Genomic DNA, 22,715 nt, shown 5'->3' with positions numbered 1-22,715 from the left:
CTGCTCTATTTTATTATTGATCAAAATATTTAAAGTCTGATGTACTTCTATACAGTCTTATATAAAAAAATCCACACATCCATGCCATTTTCATGCATGAATTGTGTGGATCTTTTACTATGGGTATATATTAGATTTTATCAATCAGATACATATACTCAATATCTAAAACATGAATTATTCAACAGTGACTGATTTAGCCAAATTACGCGGTTGGTCTACGTCAGTACCACGTAATACCGCAACATGATAAGATAATAACTGTACTGGCACACTATAAACAATCGGTGCTAACCATCCATTGACCGCAGGTACATTAACAACATGTTGGCGGTCTTTATTGACGATTCCACTGTTCTCATCGGCAAATACGAATAATTCACCGCCACGCGCTTGAACTTCTTCCATGTTTGATTTGAGTTTATCCAACATATCATCATTCGGTGCAAGAATAACCACAGGCATATCATTGTCAACCAAAGCCAATGGACCATGTTTCAATTCGCCAGCAGCATAACCTTCAGCATGGATATATGAAATTTCTTTAAGCTTTAAAGCACCTTCCAAAGCGATCGGGAATTCTGTACCGCGACCCAAGAATAAACAGTGTTGTTTCTCTTTGAACAGGTCTGATAAACGTAAAATTTCCGCATCATTTTGTAAGGTATCAAGAATAACCTTTGGAATATGCCATAACGCAGAGGTAATTTGTTCAATAGATTCTGCACTGATGCTTTGTTTAACCTGACCCAGTTTCAGTGTTAACAGCATTAAAGCGGCAAGCTGAGTGGTAAATGCTTTGGTTGAAGCAACACCAATTTCAGGACCAGCAAGGGTTAAAAGATGATGGTTGGTTTCACGAACCATTGACGATGTTGCAACGTTACAAATGGTCATGGTGCAAATATTTAAGCCTTTTGCCTGCGCGCGTTTTTGTGTATCACGTAAGGCAGCTAAAGTATCCGCTGTTTCACCTGATTGTGAAATACAGATATACAGGGTGTTTGCTACAATCACTGGCGAGCGATAACGGAACTCGCTGGCAATTTCAACTTGGCATGGCAAATCGATCAGTTGTTCAAACCAATATTTTGCAATCATCCCCGCATGGTAGCTGGTTCCACAAGCAAGAATTTGAATTTGTTGGACATTTTTAAAATCAACTTCAGCATTTTGTAAAAAGTCTTCACGCAATGCATTGCCATTTAATGCTTGAGAAATGGTTTGCTGAATTGCTTCAGGCTGCTCATAGATTTCTTTGAGCATATAATGCTTGTATTCACCTTTTGATGCATTGCTTACTGCGGCATCTAACTCCTTAACAGGACGCTCAACCAATTGATCTTTAACAAAAACCTCAATAGTTTCACGGGTTAAACGTGCAATATCACCTTCTTCAAGATAAATAAAACGATTGGTGACAGGTAAAAGCGCCAATTGATCAGAACTGATAAAGTTTTCGCCAATACCTACACCGATCACTAAAGGTGAACCTTCACGCACAGCGATCAATTCATCAGGAAAATCAGTATGTACGATACCCAATGCATAAGCACCTTTCAGTTGAGGAACAACTTCTTCAACTGCTTTCAGTAAACTTGGCGTTGATTTGAGTGCTTCAGAAATTAAATGTGCAACAACTTCAGTGTCTGTTTGTGAAGTGAATATATAACCAAGCGCTTCAAGATCATCTTTGAGTTCTTGGTAATTTTCAATAATACCATTATGTACAACAGCCACATGCCCAGAAATATGTGGATGGGCATTATTTTCAGTAGGTTTACCGTGAGTTGCCCAACGGGTGTGCGCAATACCCAGGGAACCTAAAATATTTGATTCAGAAATTGCCCCTTCTAAATTGGCAACTTTACCAACACGACGTTCACGCAAGATTTGACCTTGGTCAACAAGGGCAACACCAGCAGAGTCATAACCACGATATTCAAGGCGCTTTAGACCTTCAATTAAAATATTTGTAATGCTTCGTTCAGCAACGCCACCAACAATACCACACATATTAATATCCTCTTATTTCTTGACCTTTTGGGGACGTTGATAATTTTCTTTAGAAATTTGTTTTGCACGTTCAAATGCAAGACTGTTGTCAGCGACGTCATGGGTAATCACAGAACCAGCACCTGTGGTTGCGCCATGACCAATCTTGATTGGGGCAACCAGAGAATTATTGGTGCCGATAAAGGCATTATCACCAATGATTGTTTTGTGCTTATTGGCACCATCATAGTTACAGGTGATGGTACCTGCACCAATATTCGAGCCTGCACCAATTTCAGCATCACCTAAATAGGTAAAATGATTTGCTTTTGAGCCTAGACCAACTGTGGAGTTTTTAACTTCTACAAAGTTTCCAATATGCACTTCGTCTGCGAGTTGAGCACCTGGACGAAGTCGCGCAAATGGACCAATCAATACATTCGAACCCACCACAGCATCTTCAAATACGCTATACGCTTGAACTTTAGTACCTGCAGCGATTTGAGTATTTTTAATCACACAGCCTGCACCGATTTCAACACCATCACCAAAGCTACAATTGCCCTCGATAATCACATTGATATCAATACGAACATCGGTACCCACTGTGAGTTGACCACGTAAGTCAAAACGTGATGGATCGATTAAATGCACACCTTGTTGCATCAACTGTTTGGCCTGATAGTTTTGAAATTCACGTTCCAAAGCCGCAAGTTGGATACGATCATTAACGCCTTCAACTTCAAATGCCAATTCAGGTTGAATTGAGGCAATTTCCATTCCGTCAGCCAATGCCATTGCAACGATGTCAGTCAGGTAGTATTCACCTTGCGCATTGTCATTACTGAGTTGAGGTAACCATTCATGCAGTTTGGCATTGCTGACACAGTAAATACCTGTGTTAATTTCTTTAATCTGGCGTTGTTCTTCAGAAGCGTCTTTATGTTCAACGATTGCTTGAATTTTTCCATCTTTACGAACAATACGTCCATAACCGGTTGAATCTTCAAGCGTCAATGTAACTAAGCCAATACCTGTTGTCGTTGACACATCGATTAAACGTTGCAAGGTACTGTGTTGCACACAAGGTACATCACCAGAAAGGATTAACGAAATTCCATCTTTAGGTAAAACAGGTAAGGTCACTTTAACGGCATGCCCTGTACCCAATTGCTCAGTTTGTTCTACCCATTCAACGTTTTCTTGTGCGAATGCCTGTTGAACCAGATCACCGCCATGCCCAAAAATGGTAATAATATTTTTTGCTTGTAATTGTTTTGCTGTTTCAATTACATGACCGAGTAATGGACGTCCTGCTAAAGGTTGAAGTACCTTCGGTAAACGTGAGCGCATACGCGTTCCTTTACCCGCCGCAAGAATGATCACAGTTGTAGACATATCACACCTAACAGATCTGGCTTAAGCCATTTTAAAATATAAATAAATCATGATACATATTGTTGCCCAGACCCCTGCAATAATGTCGTCGAACATGATGCCAAAACCGCCATCGACTTTTTCATCAATGATGCGAATTGGCCAAGGTTTCCAAACATCAAATAAGCGGAACAATGCAAATCCAACCACCACCCATATCCAATTCATTTGTCCAATATAGATCAAGGGAAGAAATGTAATAGATTGCCCTGCAAACTCATCCCAAACGATTCGACCATCATCATGCACATGAATAATGTCTGCCGTTTTTCCACAAATCCAGATGCCGACCAAAGACATAATTATGATTGCCAATATGGCGCCATAAAAGCCAATTGCAAGCCAAATGGGGATAAACAATAGGGCAAAAGCAGAGCCGAAAGTGCCTGGTGCTTTGGGTGCTAAACCAGAACCAAAGCCTACACCACAGAACACAATAAAGCGTTCTGTCCATGTCATATTTTTAAAGACAATCGGAGGTTTATGCAAAGTGTTGGTACCCTTGAAGTTGCAATGAATGGTCTAAGCCATCTTTCTCAAATGCAATGCCACATTGTTGTGTAACTTTTCCAATAATTGTAGTGCTTACATTGGGTTGTAATTGCAAAAGTTTATCATAATTTTGCATACTTATTGTAAAGCATAATTCATAGTCATCTCCGCCAGCCAAAGCATATTTCCATTGCTGATTTTCACTTAAATCCCTTAAAGCAGGATTAATCGGGAGTTGATTTAAATTAATTTTAGCACCGACCTTAGAAGCGTCCAAGATGTGCCCAAGGTCTTGAGCTAAGCCATCTGAAACATCAATCATGCTGGACGCTAAACCTTTGAGCATTGCGCCAAGTTCACAACGAGGCGTTGGGTAGTCTAGACGTTGTTGAAGGGGATGCCCTAAATGTTGTAGCGCAAATGCGGCATCACCTATAGAACCACTGACCACAATCAGATCATTCACTTGTGCTTGCGCACGCGTCACAGCTTGACCAGTTTCAATCCAGCCAAGTGCGGTTACGGTGATGGTCAGCTGAGGGCTTTGTGTGGTGTCACCACCAATTAAACGTACCCCAAATTGATCACAACAATCATATAATCCCTGACTAAAATCTTTTAGCCAGTCATGATCGATTTGGGCTAAGCTCAATGCTAGAAGAATGCTATGCGGTTTTGCACCCATGGCAGCAATGTCTGAAAGATTGACAGCGACAGATTTCCAACCAATGGCATGGGCAGAAGTATCTAAGGGGAAATGCCGTCCTGCGACAAGTGTATCTGTGCAAATCACCAGTTGGTGATTTAAAGGCGGGGTGAGCAGGGCTGAGTCATCTCCAACACCTAAGTCAACATCAGACTGTTGCTGACGATTGAAATAGCGTTCAATAATTGAAAACTCAGCCATGTAAAAACAACTTATTTCGCTTGTTGTTTTTCTGCTTCACGCAGGCTTGTTGCTAAACGGTCTAATACACCATTGATGTATTTGTGACTGTCTGCACCACCAAAGTGTTTTGCCAATTCAATGGCTTCATCCAGTACCACGCGATATGGAATTTCAAGATGATCTTTGAGTTCATATGCGCCTAAACGTAATGTAGCAAGTTCTACACCGTCTAATGCATCAATCTCACGATCAAGTACTGGAATAAGTAAAGCATCCAATGCTTCATGGTTTGCGATCACAGTAGTGAGCAACTCATGATAATAGCTCAGATCCACTTTATGCATAGCATTTTCAGCACGTGTACGTGCTTCGATTTCATGCACTGGGTTGTGGCTCATTTGCCATTCATAAATCCCTTGTACAGCAAAGCGACGTGCTTTACGTTTCGCTGCATAAGTAGCTTGGAGTGTTTGCGACATGCTTTAAATTGCCTTTAACAGGTTAACCATTTCAATTGCAGTAAGGGCAGCTTCACCACCTTTATTACCTGCTTTTGTACCAGAGCGTTCAATCGCCTGTTCAATACTATCCGTAGTCAATACACCATTAATTACAGGTAAACCAGTATCTAAACCAACTACACCTAAACCTTTGGCACATTCACCTGCAACGAAGTCGAAATGTGGTGTACTTCCACGAATCACTGCGCCAAGAGCGATCACTGCATCAAACTTACCTGAAGCTGCAAGTTTTTTAGCGACAACAGGAAGTTCCCATGCGCCAGGTGCATGAACGACAGTGATATTATCGTCGCTTACACCATGACGATGCAATGTATCAATTGCACCTTCTAATAAATGTTCAACAACAAAGCTGTTAAAACGACCAACTAAAATCGCGTAACGGTCTTCGCTCGCGAGATGTAATAAACCTTCAATTCGGCGAATCGCCATAGCAACCTCGATAATTTTACAGATAAGTTATTTTACAGATTTCTTTGATCAAATGCTTTCTTTCATAGGATCATCCAGATCAAAGAGATCAATTGAAACAATTATGAATCAATCTCTTGTTCAGCGGTTATATACTCAACCACTTCCAGATTAAATCCTGATAATGCATTGAAACGGAGTGGCGAGCTTAGCAACTTCATTTTTTCTACGCCTAAATCACGTAGAATCTGAGCACCTACACCAATCGTTTGATATTGCTGAGAAAGTGCGGCATTTGATTTGGTCGGCTTTGGTTTGCCCAATGCTTCTAACGCTGGACCTAAATCAGATAAATGACGTTGCCCGATCCAGACCAATACACCACGATCACTATGGGCAATCGTTTTCAGTGCTTTATCTAGATTCCACGCAGGCTCACCATCTTTTTTATTGAGTTTAAGTAAGTCGCGAGCAGGATTGAAACCGTGTACACGTACAGTGGTTACACCTTGTTTAGGTTCACCTTTCACCAAAGCCAAATGAATATCTGGGTTACCGATTTCACGGTAACGGTAAAGATCAAATGTTCCATATTCAGTATCAATGCTTTGCTGATCCAAACGTTCTACCGTTTGTTCATTGGTCATCCGATAATGGATGAGGTCTGCAATCGTGCCAATTTTCAAACCATGTTTTTCTGCAAACACTTCAAGATCTGGACGACGTGCCATTGTACCGTCTTCATTGATGATTTCGCAGATCACTGAAGCTGGTTCTAAGCCTGCCAAACGAGATAGGTCACAACCTGCTTCGGTATGCCCAGCACGGTGAAGTACACCACCTGGTTGAGCCATCAATGGGAAAATATGACCTGGTTGTACAATATCAGAAGGTTTGGCATGTGCAGCAACCGCAGTCTGAATGGTATGTGCACGTTCTGCCGCAGAAATACCTGTTGTAATACCGTTTGCCGCTTCAATTGAAAGCGTGAAGTTTGTGCTGTGTTGTGCACCGTTGTGATCGACCATCAATGGTAAATCCAGTTGCTTACAGCGATCACGACTCAAGGTCAAGCACACTAGACCACGTGCATGTGTAATCATAAAGTTAATGTCTTCAGGACGTACATGTGTTGCAGCAATCACCAAATCGCCTTCATTTTCACGATCTTCGTCATCCATCAGGATAACCATTTTCCCTGCACGGATATCTGCTACAAGCTCTTCAACGGTATTGAGCGGCATCAACCTTCACCTTTTTGTTCTGTCGTGTGACATTTTCATTGGATTCATTCGGCACATAGTCTAACGCGTTTTTACGTATTTTGCCTATGCTTATCATCTTCCTTTACCGCTCATAGTTATACACAAGCTTATAGGGGTATGAAAAGAGAAGGAAAATTGATTTATGCAGATTTTGAACAAACATTAAACGCTTATTTCGAAAAAAATAAGATGAGCTTATGAGTATTAAAGCAAGTAAAAATAAAAAAGCGCTCTACCTTTATGGGTAGAACGCTTTTATGCTGATTTGAATTATAGGTCTGAAACAGGTTCAGAACTGACGTTTTGTTTTTTTCCTTTTAAAATTTCTGTACGAATATTTTGTGCAAGCTCAGCACACTCATTATTCATTCCATTAATCATAAAGGCGTGGCGTGTCAGTACATTGGTAGGATTTGGCAAAGCGACCAATTGATAACAATCACCAATATGTTTGAGTTGATCATTGCTTAAGTACAGTGCCATTTCTTTAGCAATTAAATGATTCACCAAACGTTCTGCTGCATGTTTAGCATCCAACTGCATTGCTTCTACAGAAGTGGTCACGGCACAGCGTGTTTGTAAAACGAAGCGTTTGTCTTCGCGATAACGTTTGTACAGAACCTCAGACAGCAATTGGAACACTGAACCAATCATCAGTATGGATTGTGCAGCATCGGGCTTTTCAGCATCAATACTCAAGATCGCCCCGTGTTGATTAAACGCTTGATGAATGACGAAATCTTTAGAATTGAGTTTGAAATGTTGTGCACAAAGTTCAATGCTTTTATTCAGGAAAATCTGACATAAGTTAAAATAAGGTACAGATACAGATTGATTGACGGTATTCATCAATTGTTTTGGATCATAATACTGAATATTCAATGCAAGAATTTCTTGATCATCATCGACAGCAGAAGTGACCGCAACTTTAGGTTCAGGTTTAACTTTGTTTTGAGCCTGTTGCTGTGCCTGAGCAATTGCTAAGGTGCGATTGGCTTTTTCAGCCTCCAAAGCTTCTGTTAATTGTTGAATTTCGTGTTTTAAGCGCGCCTCATTATTGATACGTGCCAAATATTCACTACGCGTTGGGCGTGCAATTGCACGATAAGCCAACCAAAGAAAAGCGTGGATTAAAAGTGAAACTAAAATCGCAAGCCATTGGGTCCGTAAAATTTCACCAATACTCGGTTTGATTAACGTAATTTCAATCGTTCCGACTTTTTTCTCGTTCTGCAATGCATCACGAACAAATACTTCGCCTTGGCGAGTTTTTGCCATGCCGCTGGTTGCAAGCACTTGTTTTTTAGCATCAAGTATTCGAATCGAAGCAACGCTTGGATTGGTCGCATAACGATTTGCCAACAGTGCCAATGAAACTGTATTCGCAGGTTCAAGCTCAGACAGGCTGTCTGTGACCAGTTGACTGGTCATCAGTTGCCCTTGACTGGCACGGTTTTCATTTAACTGATGTGTTGTTGCAACTACCAATAAAAAGGTATGAAATGCAAAACTTACAATAAGTAGGCTAGCAAATAGCCCTTGTCTTGGCGCATTCAACGTAAACTTCCAAAGCAAAAAATTTCGATTTCGATTATGATTCTTCCAATTGTTGTAGCTCAGACCCGAGTCAATTCATGCGAGAAATCATTCTTATTTCATTTTTAGGACCTGACCAACCCAATCAGTTTACTCGATTAATGCAAGTGTTGTCCGTACATTCTTTGCAAATATTAGATGTAGGGCAGGCGGTCATTCACAATCAATTGACTTTAGGTATTGTAGTGTCGTCAAACGACCAGACTGCAACAGCTTTAGCAATGAAAGACATCCTTATTTTAGCACATGATATTGGTCTTACCGTTCGTTTTAAACCAATTTCAGGTACAGAATATGACCAATGGGTAAGCGAAGGTGGGCGTACCCGCTATATCGTGACGGCATTGGCACCTGAATTAACTGCTGCACACTTACAAGCTGTAACAAATATTGTTTCAAGTCAGGGATTTAATATTGAAACAGTGACTCGTTTGTCTGGTCGTCCTGAGCGTGATGGGCATCAAGATATACTCAAACGTTCATGTGTCCAATTTGGTTTAAGTGGACAGATGCTAGATGCACAAGCGATGCGTGCAGCATGTTTACGTCTTTCGGCTGAATTAAACATTGATGTCGCTGTGCAGGAAGACAATGCTTACCGACGTAATCGCCGTTTAGTTTGCTTTGATATGGACTCAACTTTAATCGAACAAGAAGTCATTGATGAGTTGGCGAAAGAAGCAGGTGTGGGAGACAAGGTTGCTGAAATCACCGAACTTGCCATGCAAGGTGAATTGGATTTTCAGCAAAGCTTCCGTGCACGTGTAGCCTTGTTGAAAGGCTTAGATGCTGAGGTTTTACCAAAAATTGCCGCACGTTTAACCATTACTGAAGGTGCGGAGCGTTTAATTTCTACCCTGAAGTCTTTGGGCTATAAAACTGCAATTTTATCGGGTGGTTTTCAATATTTTGCAGAATATCTACAAGAGAAATTAGGTATTGATGAAGTTCATGCCAATATCCTTGATGTTGAAAATGGTCAAGTCACAGGTGAAGTGAAAGGACATATCGTAGATGGTGCACGCAAAGCATATTTATTGACTGAATTGGCTGAAAAAATGGGAATTTCACCAGAGCAGGCGATCGCTGTGGGTGATGGTGCAAATGACTTGCCGATGCTGTCTATCGCTGGTTTAGGCGTGGCATTCCGTGCTAAACCTTTGGTTCGTCAAAATGCCAATCAAGCCATTTCAAGTGTTGGTTTAGATGGTGTACTTTACCTCTTGGGTGTTCATGATAAAGACCTCACTCGTGCTTAAATGCTTTAAATAAGATTGCCGAAACATGAAAAATAGCGACATAATGTCGCTATTTTTGTTTGAAAATGAACCACTTTGCTGTCATCAAATCTAAATAATACTTTTTGAAAAAGAGATTCGTTTTAAAACTTAAATTTTTTTATTTCTATAGAAAAACAACATGTATTTTTTTGTAATGACACTGCATGATTGATGGCAATTAGATTTTGAGAAAAACAGGATTCTTAAAAAATGTAATGACAAATGCATGTTGCGACAAAGTGTGTCGTTTACCCGAAAAACAGCACTTTCCTTCTCATAAAAACCATACATAATGCAATGCATAAGCTTCTATAAGATGGTTAAAGAAAAATTATAAAGCTTGAACTTGTTGTGAAACACCACTTAGACGGTTTATGAGAGACATCATTTTGACGGAGGTTGTTATGGTATCAGCGACATTTGCAACATTGATTGGATTCGCTCTAATTGCTGCAGCGTTGGCTACTGTTTTCTTTTCCCCTTATCGTCATTGGTTAGGGTTTATGTTTGCGGGTATGATCTTCTGGGGCACTCTAGAAGCAATGCGTTACAGCGTACAGAATATTTTCGATCTTTCGGTAGCATATAGTTATTTAACGGCAATCATGCTTGCAATGTCTGCATTGATTGCGTTGTTATTACGTGAAGACAGCCGTGCCCAAAAAGCACTGGCAAATCGTCAATATATTGAACATACCCCAGTCTATGAAGATGAATAAATATTGAGTGAACAGAATGACAATATGCAAACCAAGATAACAATAGTGACTTTAATTACACGAAAAAAATCAATTTAGACATTTTAAGGTATATCAAAATGGTATACCTTTTTTCAGTTTATACTTTGTTCTCAAAGCCATGTCTAAGAAATGACAAGTTATGCTAGGATGAGCAAATTCGGATCTAATTTAAAAAACAACAGGCTTAAATGTCATGAAACTTTCTGCAATTCCAGTTGTGAAGTTACCAATCGTTGATGCAAGTACAGATCCATTGGATTTACTTGTATTGGGTTTAGCGCTTCGTATGAAACAATTGGCGCGTACCAGCCCAAAATTTATTGAATTGACCCATGATCGTCAGTTCCGTATCCAGATTGGTACAGACTTAGGCGTGGCTCGCCAAATTATTGTCAATAACGGTCAAATTGATACAGTTTCAGGTGCTGAACAAAAAGCGGATTTCGTTTTACAGTTTGCTGACAGTGATCAAGGTGTGAAAACTTTGGTCAAAGGTGATCCAACTGCATTTATGACGGGTATGCAAAACGGCACGATTAAAATGGAAGGTGATTTTAGTTTACTGGTGTGGTTTAACCAAGTTGCTAAGTTAATCCCACCGAAAGTACCAAAACCTGTCAAAGAAAAAATCAAATTGGCACGTCAGTTCTTAAAGGAAAAGACAGGTCGATAATTGTTTTTCAAACATTAAAAAAGCCCATTCGGGCTTTTTTATATTTTAAACAGCGATTTTGTATTGTGTATGCGAGCTTATTCGACCTCTAGGTTGAAGGTCACAGGTCCGTCATTGACCAAATGCACTTTCATATCTGCGGCAAAGATTCCTGTTTGTACATTTTCAAATTGTGATTGCGCATATGCAACCAATTGTTCATACAGTGCTTTGGCTTCAGTGGGTGGCATTGCTGGTCCAAAGTCGGGACGCAAGCCTTTTTGCGTTTGCGCCATTAAGGTAAATTGCGAAACCAGCAAAAGTCCACCATTGGCTTGGCTGACGTTCCAACCCATTTTTCCTTGTTCATCATCAAAAAATCGATATTTTAAAATCTTATCAATCAGTTTTTGACCCTTTTCAAAGTTATCCTCTTTACCTAAACCTAAAAAAACCAAAATTCCTGTTTGGATTTCTCCTGTGACTTGACCATCAACCACGACTTTGGCTTCTAACACTCGTTGTAATAATGCACGCATAAGAACAATAAGACTAAAATATGATAAGACCATTCTAACAGTTATAGAACATCAAGATTGTCTAAAAAAGCCCAACTTTAAAACATTATAAATATTTGAATAAGCATGGTTTTTGTTTGATTATTCAGCATTTTCCGATATGAAAAAGACCTAGGTGTTCGATTTTTAAGCACTGTTAAATTGCAAATATAGCCATTCACAGCGAAATGATTACGTTATGCACTTCAAAAATATGCTTTAATAAAAAAAGCATAGCGAAATTACAAACAGATATGGCTCCAATCATTCAATCTTTGCTGGATACCGATTTATATAAATTTACCATGTTGCAAGTGGTACTGCATAAATTTCCCCAAACTCACAGTGTCTACCATTTCCGCTGCCGTAATCTGGATGATACCGTTTATCCATTAACGGATATTTTGGAGGATTTGAATGAACAATTGGATCATCTTTGCTTACTAAAATTTAAAGAAGACGAATTACAATATTTACGCAGCATGCGTTTTATCAAAAGTGATTTTGTTGATTATTTAGAATTATTCCAACTGAAACGCCGTTTTATTAAAGCGGGTATAGATGAAGAAGGTCGTTTGGATATTTGGGTAGAAGGTCCAATGGTTCAAGCGATGATGTTTGAAATTTTTGTTCTTGCGATCGTCAATGAGCTTTATTTTAGCCGTATTCGCAATGATGAGGTGTATGCTGAAGGCGAACGACGTTTACAAGCCAAAGTTGAGTTATTAAAGAAACTTGAACAGCAGCAACAGACGGATAAGCCCCCATTCTTGGTATCTGACTTTGGTACGCGTCGTCGTTATAGCTTGGACTGGCAGCGACATGTCATTCAAACGTTCCATGCAGCGGTACCCAATGTTTTCAGAGGAACCAGTAATGTTCTCTTGGCAAAAGAATTAAATATTTATCCAATTGGAACAATGGCACATGAGTTTTTGCAAGCTTTCCAAGCCTTGGATGTGCGTCTAAGAGATTTTCAAAAAGCCGCTTTGGAAACTTGGGTACAAGAGTATCGTGGAGATTTAGGGATCGCCTTGACCGATGTTGTTGGTATGGACGCATTCCTACGAGATTTCGATCTGTATTTTGCCAAACTATTTGATGGCTTGCGCCATGACAGTGGTGACCCTTTTGAGTGGGGTGATAAGGCGTATCATCATTATCGTAAATTAAAAATTGATACCAAAGCGAAGATGTTAACCTTTAGTGATGGTTTAGATATCGAAAGAGCTTGGGCATTGTACCAATACTTCAAAGACCGTTTCCAAGTCAGTTTTGGTATCGGCACCAATTTGACCAATGATATGGGACAAACTCCATTGAACATTGTTTTAAAATTGGTGGAGTGCAATGGTCAGTCTGTCGCGAAAATTTCTGATAGTCCAGGAAAAACCATGACAGATAATGATACATTTTTGGCATATCTGCGACAGGTCTTTGAAATACCAGAAGTTGTCGAAGCATAGAAAATTCTTATCTGATTTTTTGCTAAAAGAATGTGAAAAATCAGCTTATTGGAAAAAAACACTGTGCTAAGATCATGCATATTCAGGGTCTTAAAATAGAAAAACTTATGACTACACCTGCCTTTAATTTTGAATTACTCATCGAAGCAGAACAACTCGTGCCTTTTTTAGGACACGATAAGATTCGTATCGTCGATTTGAGTCGTAGTTCCGTCTACGAACAATTACATATTCCTCATGCTTTACATGTTAAACCACAATTGTTGGTAAGACAGGAAGAACAAGCTTCAGGGCTTTTACCTGATGAAGACGGTTTAAATGCGTTGATTGAATATTTAAATATTTCGCCTGAGCATCATGTTGTGGTTTATGACGATGAAGGAGGCGCTTGGGCTGGACGTTTGATTTGGAATTTACATTGCCTTGGCTTTTACAATACCAGTTTATTAAATGGCGGTATTCATGCATGGTTGGCAGAAGGTTTTCCAACCTCATCTGACGTTGAAGTGTTTGAACCAGTAGAAACATTGGTTCCAGTCAATTTAAATCACCTTGAGCAACATCGTATTGAATATGCAAAATTGTTGGAAAAGGTTCAGCAACAAAGTATTCAAGTCTGGGACTGTCGGACATCCGAAGAATATACAGGACAACGTTTGGCAGCTAGACGAGGCGGTCACATTCCAAATGCACAACATTTTGAGTGGAGTACTGCAATTAATCGTCAAAATCATTTAAAATTGCATCCTCTAGAGCGCACGCAACAACGTTTAGAACAATTAGGCTTTCAATTTGATCAACCTGTGGTGGTGTACTGTCAGTCGCATCATCGTTCAGGCTTGGCTTACATTTTAGGTCGGTTACTGGATTGGAATATTCAAGCCTATGATGGTGCGTGGAGTGAGTGGGGCAATCGCCTCGATAGTCCAATTATTACTGGAGAATCACCTGCGTGAGTCTTACATCAAACTTAAAAAAACAAATTTTTATCCAAGCTCAAAAAGTTGTTCCACAGCAACAACTCAGCCGTGTGGTAGGTAAAGTTGCAGCCAGTGAAAATCCGATTATTAAAAATATAGCGATTCAAGCGTTTAAAGCTCAGTACGGGATTGACCTGTCGATCGCTGAACAAACGGATGCATTGAAATATAAGTCGTTTAATGAATTTTTTACGCGTGCCTTAAAACAGGGTGTGCGTGAAATTGATACAGACCCGAGTAGTATTGTTTCTCCTGCTGATGGTGCAATTTCACAGTTGGGTAAAATTAAAGATGGAGATATCTTTCAAGCCAAAGGTCAGAGTTTTACTGTAGACCAATTGATTGGTGACCCAAAGTTGGCTGCACCTTTTGTGCAAGGTGAGTTTGCCACAGTGTACCTATCACCACGCGATTATCATCGTGTGCATATGCCATTCGCAGGAACACTGACAGAAACTTTATATATTCCAGGTGAATTATTTTCAGTCAATCAAACCACGGCTGAAAATATTCCGGGCTTGTTTGCACGTAACGAACGTATGGTGTGTTTGTTTGATACTGAACTCGGTCGTATGGCTGTTGTTTTAGTGGGTGCGATGATTGTGGCAGGCATTGAAACTGTGGCAACGGGTAAAGTGAAGCCAACTGGGCGCTTAGAATTAAATCATCATGAATTAGCACTAGAAAAAGGTGCTGAGCTTGGACGTTTCTATTTAGGCTCAACTGCAATTGTATTGTTTGAGCAAGATAAAATGAATTGGGATGCACAATTTAAAGCCAACTCTGTTGTTGTGATGGGTGAAGCTTTAGGGCATACACTTTAATTTGCTTTATTTATAAGGGGTTGTGTTTTTTCATGTAAGAAATACAACTCTTCTTAAATGTTACAGTTGCCTATATAAAACCAAACGTCAAAATAAGTTAACCTGAGTTTGATAAAAATCCTTGATGAAAGATGGTACAGCCAAACCGCCTGATTATTCATACAAGTGATTTGGATGATTCATTTATTTTGTACTTTTGAATCATCGATGGTCTTGCGATCTTGAGGCGACATGGATGTCGCCATGTTGAGTGGGGGTATGAGGATGTACCCCTCGCTCATCGAAAGATTTTTGTCACTTTTCTCACAGTTTTTTGTTTAAGCACATTCTTGTTCATATACCCCTGCTAAACATGGCGAGCCGCAGGCTGATCCCAAAAATGGATGGAAACCCAGCAAGAATCTGCAAATACTTATTATTTTTCAATGTGTTGATGTGTGGTTGCATCGAACTCACATTATTTAAATTATGTCGAACTTACGTTAAGTGAATAATATTGATTGGTCTCATATAAAACTTGTTTTAGTTTTTAGAATAAATCAAAACCCATGTGCTTTTAAATAAGACAGTTTTAAAGCCTGTGCATCTGCTAAAGCGTTGTGTGGGTTTTGAGAAGGTACATGAGTTTCGATCGGATCTTGCATCCAAAGTTGCATGGAAAGTGGTGGTGTTCGTATACATTTTCCTGCTGAAAGCACTAAACTCCGCATAAATAAAGCGAAATCTTCAGGCCAATCTGCAATGATTTCAATCTGATCATATTGAAATAGAAAAATCTGCAAACGACTTTGAAATTTTTTGAATTGAATGGGTGGTTGGTTTAAACGTGGTATCACATGATCGTTTACCCAAGGTACAGGGTTTGGGCATTCTAAAACTTCATAAAAAGATTGATGCTGTTCATCGACCAATGCCAATGAAATCAGTTCACCACCAAAACCATTAAATTCACAATCTAAAAATAATTTCATTTGGATTAATCAAAAATCAGCCTGCAAAATCAAGGCGCTCTTTCGGGAACACCACTCTAAAAACTGAACCTTGGTTTTCTTTAGAATCAATTTCAAGATAAGCATTATGTTGCATTAAAACATGCTTTACGATCGCTAAACCTAGACCTGTTCCACCTGTTTGTCGGCTTCTCGCACTGTCTACACGATAAAAACGTTCAGTTAGACGTGGAATATGTTTGGGATCAATCCCAATGCCTGTGTCTTCAACTGTAAAATAACCATGTTCAGTGTCATCATGCCAACCAATCGTCACAGTACCGCCTTTAGGTGTGTATTTAATGGCATTGGTAATTAAGTTACTGAAAGCACTGGCGAGTTCTGCATCTGAACCAATCAGGTCACAATGACTGTCAATATCCAGATTTAAAGTATGTCCATAATCGACGTTATAGGCTTGCGCATCATCAAAAAGCTGATTCATTAAATTGGGCATATCAATAATTTGATTTTTCGCGACCTGTTTATTGCCTTCTAATCGCGAAAGTAACAATAAATCATTCACCAAAGCATTCATACGTCGCGTTTGTGACTGCATCTGTTCAAAGGCGCGTTTCCAACGAGGATTTAGATCTTCTTGGTCGGTAAAAGTTTCAATATACCCACTGAGTACAGTCAAGGGGGTACGAAGCTCATGTGAGATGTTATCGACAAAGTCTTTACGCATCTGCTCAAGATTATGCACACGGGTTACATCATAAGCGACCAACAAGCGACTTTCACTGCCAAAGCGAGTCAGTTTGATTTGTACATAATGTTCTTCATAGACCGAAGACTTTATTTTTATACCATCAGGTGATTGGTCAATATTATTAAAGTATTCAATAAAACTCGGCTGGCGGATAATGGTTAAAATATTACGACCACGATCTAAAGGTTGAATACCTAAAAGTTTTTCCGCAGCAGGATTCCACCATTCGATTTGATGAAGTTCATCTGTTAAAACGACAGCTTCAGCCAAAGCCACTAAGGAGGATTGTGCACGATCAATCAAGCCAACCATTTCAGCTTGAACAACGCGTTCTTGGCGCTGTGCACGATAGACATTAAATAGAAGCGCTCCCCAAATACCTTCGAGATTTGGCGGAGAATCATAAGGACGATTGGAAATCCATTCATTGACCAAATACAAAGAGCGCAATTGAAATATAAAAAAAACGGCAAAACCGATGGAAATACAAATCCAAAAATAACCGATCCCTAAACCAATAAATCCGCCAATCACCAATAAAAAAGCCAACAGGCGTAAGTCTTGTTTTGCAAACTCCCATAAACTGCTGTAGCGAAACTTTTTATGTTCACGTGCAAGATCTGGGACGGGATAGGGTTCATACATAGAAATTTATTTACCTTAACAGTGCTTAACCTATAGCGACATCTGCGCGTGTAGAGAAGCGATAACCTGTTCCACGAACAGTTTGGACATAGCGATCTGCGCCATAAGGTTCAAGTACTTTGCGTAAGCGACGGATATGCACATCGATGGTACGGTCTTCAATATAAACATTTCCACCCCAAACTTGGTCAAGTAATTGGGCACGTGTATAAGCACGTTCTGGATGGGTCATAAAGAAAGCCAACAAACGGTATTCTGTTGGTCCCATATCTAAAATACTGTCACCAAAACTAACTCGTTGGCTGACAGGATCAAGCACTAAGCCGTTCGCATCAATGGTTTTTTCACCACTCAATGCATTGGCACGACGAAGTACAGCTTTGATACGAGAAACTAATTCCCGTGTTGAAAATGGTTTGGTCATGTAGTCATCCGCACCTGCATCAAGACCTTGAACTTTATGGTCTTCTTCGCCACGTGCAGTTAACATAATCACTGGAATTTCTGCTAGATTCTCATCTCGTTTTAAGCGGCGACACAAATCTACACCACTTACACCACCGGGCATCATCCAATCGAGTAAGATTAATGATGGTCGTTGGTCTACGATCATTTGATGTGCTTGTTTTGCATCTTCAGCTTGCAGGCATTGAAAACCTGCCATATCCAGTGAGGTATGGATCATTTCTCGAATCGGAAGCTCGTCATCGACGATTAATATATAGTCATCTTTCACAACGCAATATCCTATGTATGAACGGTGTACCGTCTTTTATTTATGACAGGCTTATTACAAAGATTAATTATGACAGTATCATTGCAAAAACAAGATGTAGACGAATTTTTGCAAAAAAATGTGACAAAAAATGGGCGATGTGATGAAAATTAGATGACATTTTTAAATAATCTTTGCAGTTTCAGCTTAAAAAGAGCATCAAATTGGTGACTAAAAATGCAAATATGACAGTTTGATGACACCGTTATACTTACTTCACACTACTCAAATCAGTCTAGGGCTGAGGAGCAAAGGTATTAATCAATGACACAAAGACCACTTCACATGCTGAAACAATTTCGTCTAAGGACTGTTTAAAACCACCCATCACCCAACGCACAGCAATTTGTGTAACATAACCATTTAGACCAGTCGCAACCAGCGAAATTTCCTGTTCACTTCGTTCAATATGCGGCATCATCAGCGTCACAAAAGAGTGAATTAAGCGATCAAAACGTCCCATAGTTTCGTGAATAGTCGCATGATTATGTAATTCTTGAACCAGCATGGCATCGATATAAATAATACGAGCAACACGTGGGTCATTTTTTAACATGGTAAAAATCGCTGTCAAACCGCCTTTGATCATGTTTTTAGGCTCTGGCGCACCTTGCATCACGCCTTGCATCACGGTTTGTTGTAACTGTTCAATCAATTGTAAAAAAATAACTTGAAACAGTTCCTCACTCTTTTTAAATGACTCATAGAAGTAGCGTTCAGTAAGTTTTGCTTCATTACAAATATCTTTAACAGTCACGGAAAAGAAACCATGTGTTCCATATGCCGCGATGCCTGCTTCAATCAATTTTTCACGACGGGCGAGCTTTCTTTCAGACAAGGACATGCCTTTGAATTGGCGTTCTTTTGTGGTTTTATTTATGGTTTTCTTTTCAGTTAAGCGAGATTCAGTCATTGTAAAAAATTACTCGTGTCATGTTCGATTGTCACAAAGAAGTGGTTATTTTAGCAATAAAAGTCATTGAAACCTATTTAAGATTTTTTGTATAAAAAAACAACTGCTCATTCACAATATAATATTGACAATAGTTATTGTCAAAATTATATTGGGCAGGTGAGCTGCACATTATCAGTATTATTGTGTGCGGATTTTAATAAAGGATAGACAATGAAAAATTTTAAAAACAAAGTCGCTGCAATTACAGGTGCTGGCTCTGGTATGGGACAACAGCTTGCGATTTTACTGGCAAAAGCAGGCTGTCATTTATCAATCAGTGATGTGAATGAAAAAGGTTTAGCAGAAACGATCGAATTGGTTAAGCCTTATAATGTTCGTGTTACTTCAAAGAAAGTGAATGTGGCAAATGTCGAAGAAATGCGTACATGGGCTGCTGAAACCGTACAAAATCATGGCTCTGTGAACATGATTTTCAATAATGCTGGTGTTGCTTTAGGTTCGACGGTAGAAGGCGCGACCTATGAAGAGCTTGAATGGATTATGAATATCAATTTCTGGGGTGTGGTATACGGAACCAAAGAGTTTCTACCATACATCAAGAAAACAGGTGATGGTCATATTATCAATATTTCAAGCTTATTTGGTCTAACGGCTCAGCCGACGCAATCTGCTTATAATGCATCAAAATTTGCGGTACGTGGTTTTACTGAATCTTTACGTCAAGAATTAGATATCGAAAACTGTGGTGTATCTGCATTATGTGTACATCCGGGTGGTATTCGTACCAACATTGCCAATGATGCACGTATGAATGACAGTTTACGTTCTTTGGGCATGAATCCTGATAAGTCAGCAAAAGCATTTAATAAATTATTACGTATGCCTCCAGAAGATGCTGCTCAACAAATGCTTGATGCGGTGCTCAAAGATAAACGTCGTTTATTGATTGGTAATGATGCAAAAACGTTAGATTTGATTCAGCGGATCTTACCAACGGGTTATCAAAAATTGACAGGTTTTGCGACCAAATTTAGTAAAAAATTAGAACCAAAATAAACCTTTCTATGAAAAGCCGCCAAATTTGGCGGCTTTTTACTTTCTCAGGAAATGTGTCAAGTTCCTTGATTGATAATAAAAATCTTCATACTTTTACTGTACCGATCATCTACGGATTGGGATTGATAAAATAATTTGTTAGACTGACTCAGAAAATATTAAATTTTTTATTTTTATTATAAAGATAATTTGAATTGAGCATTTTATGAAAAAAGCCATTTTAAGCCTCAGTATAGGTATGATTTTATTTGCGTCACATTTAGCCTATGCGTCTACTGATCAAGAGAATGCCAGTATTTTAGACAGCATTGCAGGGGTACCAGAGCATTCAAGCCCTGATCCAGCAGACGATAGAGCGCTTTATAGAGCAGAAGTGGAGCGACTCTATCCACAATATATCAAAGAGGACGAAGGGGATCAGTTATATTCAACGTTCTTAGCAGATTATCAATATAGAAAATTTTGGTCAGCATATTTTGATCGCTCTATACAATATTTAGATTTATATCAAAGCTCAATTCAACAAGAGCAATTGCGCAAAATCGATCCTGAGCTTTCTAAACTGGATGCGATGTTATATGCAGATTTAACCCGTATTCATCAGTCGCTTGATCAGATTCAAAATCACTTAAAACCCGTGGTTGATTTTAACCGTGTGATTGTCGATCAGATTCAATTTGATCAGCCTTATCCATTGCTGGATGAGGAACAAGGCAGTGCCTATCGTTCGGCATTACGTAACATGAATGATGTTCAGAACGCAGAGAAAAAACAACTCGTTTTACTTGCCCAAATGATCGATCAGTACCAAGATCGAGTAGATGAATTTGCAAAGATTGTATCAAAACGCGTAAAAAAACAGCATCAGAAAAATATCGATGTGTTGAATCGAAAAGTGGCATTGATTGGGCATTATTTATCTGCTCAACTGCAAGGCTACGATGCATTTAAGGCGACCTATAGTGTATTAGATTCCTATGATGCTGAAGCGCATCCAGCCTATGCTAAAAAATACCAACATGCTGCGCAGTCTGAGCAGAACCTAAAAAAAGTAAATGCGATCATGGCGGCGATTGCTCAAGAACAAAGTCCAGATACAGCGTCATCTGAAGCGCCAGATCAGGTTGGGGCTTTACAGGATTCTAGTCAATATTGTGATTATTTATGGAATGGTGAAGAAAGGGATGAGATTGCAGGTTACTTAGGAAAAACCCAACAGCAATATATTCGGGATTGTCAGGAACAAAAGACCAAGATTCAACAATTTTATAAAAGTCAGGTCTTTTTGGAAGCAGTCCCACAGCAAACTGTTACTTTACCCAATATGAATGCAATGGGAGATTTTCGTCGATATAGGGATGATCTTTACTATACCGAAACAGAGAAAAATGCAGTCTATCGATTTAATCTTATTTCATTCAAAGAGGAACTGCTTTACCAATATGCTTTAGCTGATGATGAAAGCGGTTGTATGCACAATATGTGCCGTGGTGTGGGGGCAACCGATGTGGTGTTAAGCCACGATGGTCAAATTATCTATGTAGCATCTTTAGATTATGATCAAGTTTTTGCAATTGATTTAAAGACCAAGCAAATATTGCAAAAGTTTAAAGTTGAACGTTATCCACGCAAACTATTATTGGATCAACAGGGTGAAAATCTATATGTTTACAATGGTGTAGGGAACAGTATTTCACGCATCCAGTTGAAATCAGGCAAAATCACCACAGCCGCATTGCCAGCAAATTATCAGGAACACTTTTGTCGTGAAATCGATATGGTATTTGAACCAGACCAAAAAAGCATTCGTATTTTAGGTGATTGGGCAAATCGTCCTTTTATCTATATGAATACTGCCGATTTAAGCTTTTTTGAACTGAATTTTGATGTACCACAAAAAGTGCTCTATACAGTCGATGACTATCGTTCAGTGGTGGAGTTTTATCAAGATTCAGAAAATCAGATCGGGATTTATGATCAACGGATTGCAGATTTGGTCAGTGTGATCAATGTGCAGGATGAACCCTCTCAAGATCAAGATGAGCAAGAAGACAATCGCTATACGTATCGAGATGTCTATAACAGAAGCATACCAGTGATGATGGGATATTTAGCGGATCAATATTTTTATTATGCTGAGAAGGCAAACTTTAATCGATTTAATTCATTAAATAGTGCCTTAGATCAGCAAGACTTAGATATTTATCTGCTGAATCTTGTTGACCAAACTCAAGAAAATAGCCAAAAAGTAGCATTTAAACTGCCGAGCAAACCTCAGCACATCGAACTGCTGGAAAATGGCAAAATTTTAATCTTGTTTGCTGAAAGCTATCTCAATGATCAGAAAATTTTACCGCAAGTCTTAGTCTTTGATCCAAATGATCCAGCAACGCAACAAGTCTTTACGCGCAACAAAACCAAACGCTTAGCACAATCGGAACTGAAAGTGATCAAGCTTCATCAAGAAGATTAAAATCATCTTGGGGTGAGATCATCATGGCTGATTTAAATGCATGA

Annotated in this window: 21 protein-coding genes; 8 read left to right on the top strand and 13 right to left on the bottom strand. The window is 39.3% G+C overall.

Annotated features, from left to right (window positions below; translation table 11 throughout):
* Positions 1 to 177: 177 nt before the first annotated feature.
* The 8 genes from glmS to AC1Z3T_RS14735 form a co-directional block, all read right to left on the bottom strand.
* On the bottom strand, positions 178 to 2,016 hold the full coding sequence (glmS, locus tag AC1Z3T_RS14770) for a glutamine--fructose-6-phosphate transaminase (isomerizing) (protein WP_100886187.1): 1,839 nt from the start codon (positions 2,014 to 2,016) through the stop codon (positions 178 to 180).
* Positions 2,017 to 2,028: 12 nt separating this feature from the next.
* The gene (gene glmU / locus AC1Z3T_RS14765; protein WP_005035042.1) at positions 2,029 to 3,393 is read right to left on the bottom strand and encodes a bifunctional UDP-N-acetylglucosamine diphosphorylase/glucosamine-1-phosphate N-acetyltransferase GlmU; all 1,365 of its coding nucleotides are present in this window, start codon (positions 3,391 to 3,393) and stop codon (positions 2,029 to 2,031) included.
* A 21-nt stretch (positions 3,394 to 3,414) separates the two neighbouring features.
* Positions 3,415 to 3,891 carry a phosphatidylglycerophosphatase A family protein gene (locus AC1Z3T_RS14760; RefSeq protein ID WP_167387403.1) on the bottom strand — a complete coding sequence of 159 codons (477 nt, stop codon included), beginning with the start codon at positions 3,889 to 3,891 and terminating at the stop codon, positions 3,415 to 3,417.
* A 22-nt stretch (positions 3,892 to 3,913) separates the two neighbouring features.
* Complete coding sequence (gene thiL / locus AC1Z3T_RS14755) at positions 3,914 to 4,831, bottom strand: thiamine-phosphate kinase (RefSeq protein ID WP_004825934.1); 918 nt, start codon at positions 4,829 to 4,831, stop codon at positions 3,914 to 3,916.
* 11 nt (positions 4,832 to 4,842) lie between these two features.
* Positions 4,843 to 5,292 carry a transcription antitermination factor NusB gene (gene nusB, locus AC1Z3T_RS14750; protein WP_004825937.1) on the bottom strand — a complete coding sequence of 150 codons (450 nt, stop codon included), beginning with the start codon at positions 5,290 to 5,292 and terminating at the stop codon, positions 4,843 to 4,845.
* A 3-nt stretch (positions 5,293 to 5,295) separates the two neighbouring features.
* Positions 5,296 to 5,766 carry a 6,7-dimethyl-8-ribityllumazine synthase gene (gene ribH, locus AC1Z3T_RS14745; RefSeq protein WP_004718750.1) on the bottom strand — a complete coding sequence of 157 codons (471 nt, stop codon included), beginning with the start codon at positions 5,764 to 5,766 and terminating at the stop codon, positions 5,296 to 5,298.
* 101 nt (positions 5,767 to 5,867) lie between these two features.
* Complete coding sequence (ribBA, locus tag AC1Z3T_RS14740; protein ID WP_004825939.1) at positions 5,868 to 6,989, bottom strand: bifunctional 3,4-dihydroxy-2-butanone-4-phosphate synthase/GTP cyclohydrolase II; 1,122 nt, start codon at positions 6,987 to 6,989, stop codon at positions 5,868 to 5,870.
* A gap of 291 nt (positions 6,990 to 7,280) precedes the next feature.
* The gene (locus tag AC1Z3T_RS14735; protein WP_100886185.1) at positions 7,281 to 8,585 is read right to left on the bottom strand and encodes a hypothetical protein; all 1,305 of its coding nucleotides are present in this window, start codon (positions 8,583 to 8,585) and stop codon (positions 7,281 to 7,283) included.
* 59 nt (positions 8,586 to 8,644) lie between these two features.
* On the opposite strand from AC1Z3T_RS14735, the gene serB reads away from it, so the two are divergent.
* The 3 genes from serB (at position 8,645) to AC1Z3T_RS14720 (ending at position 11,299) form a co-directional block, all read left to right on the top strand.
* Positions 8,645 to 9,865: a phosphoserine phosphatase SerB gene (gene serB / locus AC1Z3T_RS14730; protein ID WP_005035050.1), complete on the top strand. Its 1,221-nt coding sequence runs from the start codon at positions 8,645 to 8,647 to the stop codon at positions 9,863 to 9,865.
* Positions 9,866 to 10,290: 425 nt separating this feature from the next.
* A complete protein-coding gene (gene aciT / locus AC1Z3T_RS14725) occupies positions 10,291 to 10,605 on the top strand; it encodes a ciprofloxacin tolerance protein AciT (RefSeq protein ID WP_004825944.1) in 315 nt (104 codons plus the stop codon).
* 214 nt (positions 10,606 to 10,819) lie between these two features.
* Complete coding sequence (locus AC1Z3T_RS14720) at positions 10,820 to 11,299, top strand: SCP2 sterol-binding domain-containing protein (protein ID WP_004825947.1); 480 nt, start codon at positions 10,820 to 10,822, stop codon at positions 11,297 to 11,299.
* Positions 11,300 to 11,376: 77 nt separating this feature from the next.
* Here AC1Z3T_RS14720 and dtd read toward each other — a convergent pair whose 3' ends face one another.
* Positions 11,377 to 11,817, bottom strand: a complete 441-nt coding sequence (gene dtd, locus AC1Z3T_RS14715; RefSeq protein WP_004825949.1) for a D-aminoacyl-tRNA deacylase — start codon at positions 11,815 to 11,817, stop codon at positions 11,377 to 11,379.
* Between the two features lie 272 nt (positions 11,818 to 12,089).
* Here dtd and pncB point away from each other — a divergent pair, with 272 nt between their 5' ends.
* The 3 genes from pncB (at position 12,090) to asd (ending at position 15,105) form a co-directional block, all read left to right on the top strand.
* Positions 12,090 to 13,301: a nicotinate phosphoribosyltransferase gene (pncB, locus tag AC1Z3T_RS14710; RefSeq protein ID WP_004825951.1), complete on the top strand. Its 1,212-nt coding sequence runs from the start codon at positions 12,090 to 12,092 to the stop codon at positions 13,299 to 13,301.
* 107 nt (positions 13,302 to 13,408) lie between these two features.
* Positions 13,409 to 14,257, top strand: coding sequence for a sulfurtransferase (locus AC1Z3T_RS14705; RefSeq protein WP_010590830.1), 849 nt, complete (start codon positions 13,409 to 13,411; stop codon positions 14,255 to 14,257).
* The gene (gene asd, locus AC1Z3T_RS14700; protein WP_005035058.1) at positions 14,254 to 15,105 is read left to right on the top strand and encodes an archaetidylserine decarboxylase; all 852 of its coding nucleotides are present in this window, start codon (positions 14,254 to 14,256) and stop codon (positions 15,103 to 15,105) included. Before AC1Z3T_RS14705 ends, asd begins: the two co-directional genes overlap by 4 nt.
* 539 nt (positions 15,106 to 15,644) lie before the next feature.
* On the opposite strand, the gene AC1Z3T_RS14695 is transcribed toward asd, so the two are convergent.
* The 4 genes from AC1Z3T_RS14695 to AC1Z3T_RS14680 all read right to left on the bottom strand — a co-directional run bounded on the left by AC1Z3T_RS14695 (position 15,645) and on the right by AC1Z3T_RS14680 (position 19,139).
* Positions 15,645 to 16,076, bottom strand: coding sequence for a hypothetical protein (locus AC1Z3T_RS14695; RefSeq protein ID WP_004825956.1), 432 nt, complete (start codon positions 16,074 to 16,076; stop codon positions 15,645 to 15,647).
* A gap of 16 nt (positions 16,077 to 16,092) precedes the next feature.
* Complete coding sequence (gene phoR / locus AC1Z3T_RS14690; RefSeq protein ID WP_004825958.1) at positions 16,093 to 17,451, bottom strand: phosphate regulon sensor histidine kinase PhoR; 1,359 nt, start codon at positions 17,449 to 17,451, stop codon at positions 16,093 to 16,095.
* 25 nt (positions 17,452 to 17,476) lie between these two features.
* A complete protein-coding gene (gene phoB, locus AC1Z3T_RS14685; protein ID WP_004825961.1) occupies positions 17,477 to 18,187 on the bottom strand; it encodes a phosphate regulon transcriptional regulator PhoB in 711 nt (236 codons plus the stop codon).
* Positions 18,188 to 18,461: 274 nt separating this feature from the next.
* Positions 18,462 to 19,139 (bottom strand): TetR/AcrR family transcriptional regulator, encoded by a 678-nt coding sequence (locus tag AC1Z3T_RS14680; RefSeq protein ID WP_005035061.1) that lies wholly within the window; start codon positions 19,137 to 19,139, stop codon positions 18,462 to 18,464.
* A 213-nt stretch (positions 19,140 to 19,352) separates the two neighbouring features.
* Between AC1Z3T_RS14680 and AC1Z3T_RS14675 the strand changes: the two genes are divergently transcribed.
* Positions 19,353 to 20,198, top strand: a complete 846-nt coding sequence (locus AC1Z3T_RS14675) for an SDR family NAD(P)-dependent oxidoreductase (RefSeq protein ID WP_004825964.1) — start codon at positions 19,353 to 19,355, stop codon at positions 20,196 to 20,198.
* A 205-nt stretch (positions 20,199 to 20,403) separates the two neighbouring features.
* Positions 20,404 to 22,671: a YncE family protein gene (locus AC1Z3T_RS14670; RefSeq protein ID WP_100886184.1), complete on the top strand. Its 2,268-nt coding sequence runs from the start codon at positions 20,404 to 20,406 to the stop codon at positions 22,669 to 22,671.
* Positions 22,672 to 22,715 lie beyond the last annotated feature (44 nt).

It is taken from the genome of Acinetobacter sp. B-6 (assembly GCF_056930735.1).
The sequence above is the reverse complement of the archived record's forward strand: the minus strand, read 5'-3'. Positions and strand labels throughout refer to the sequence as shown.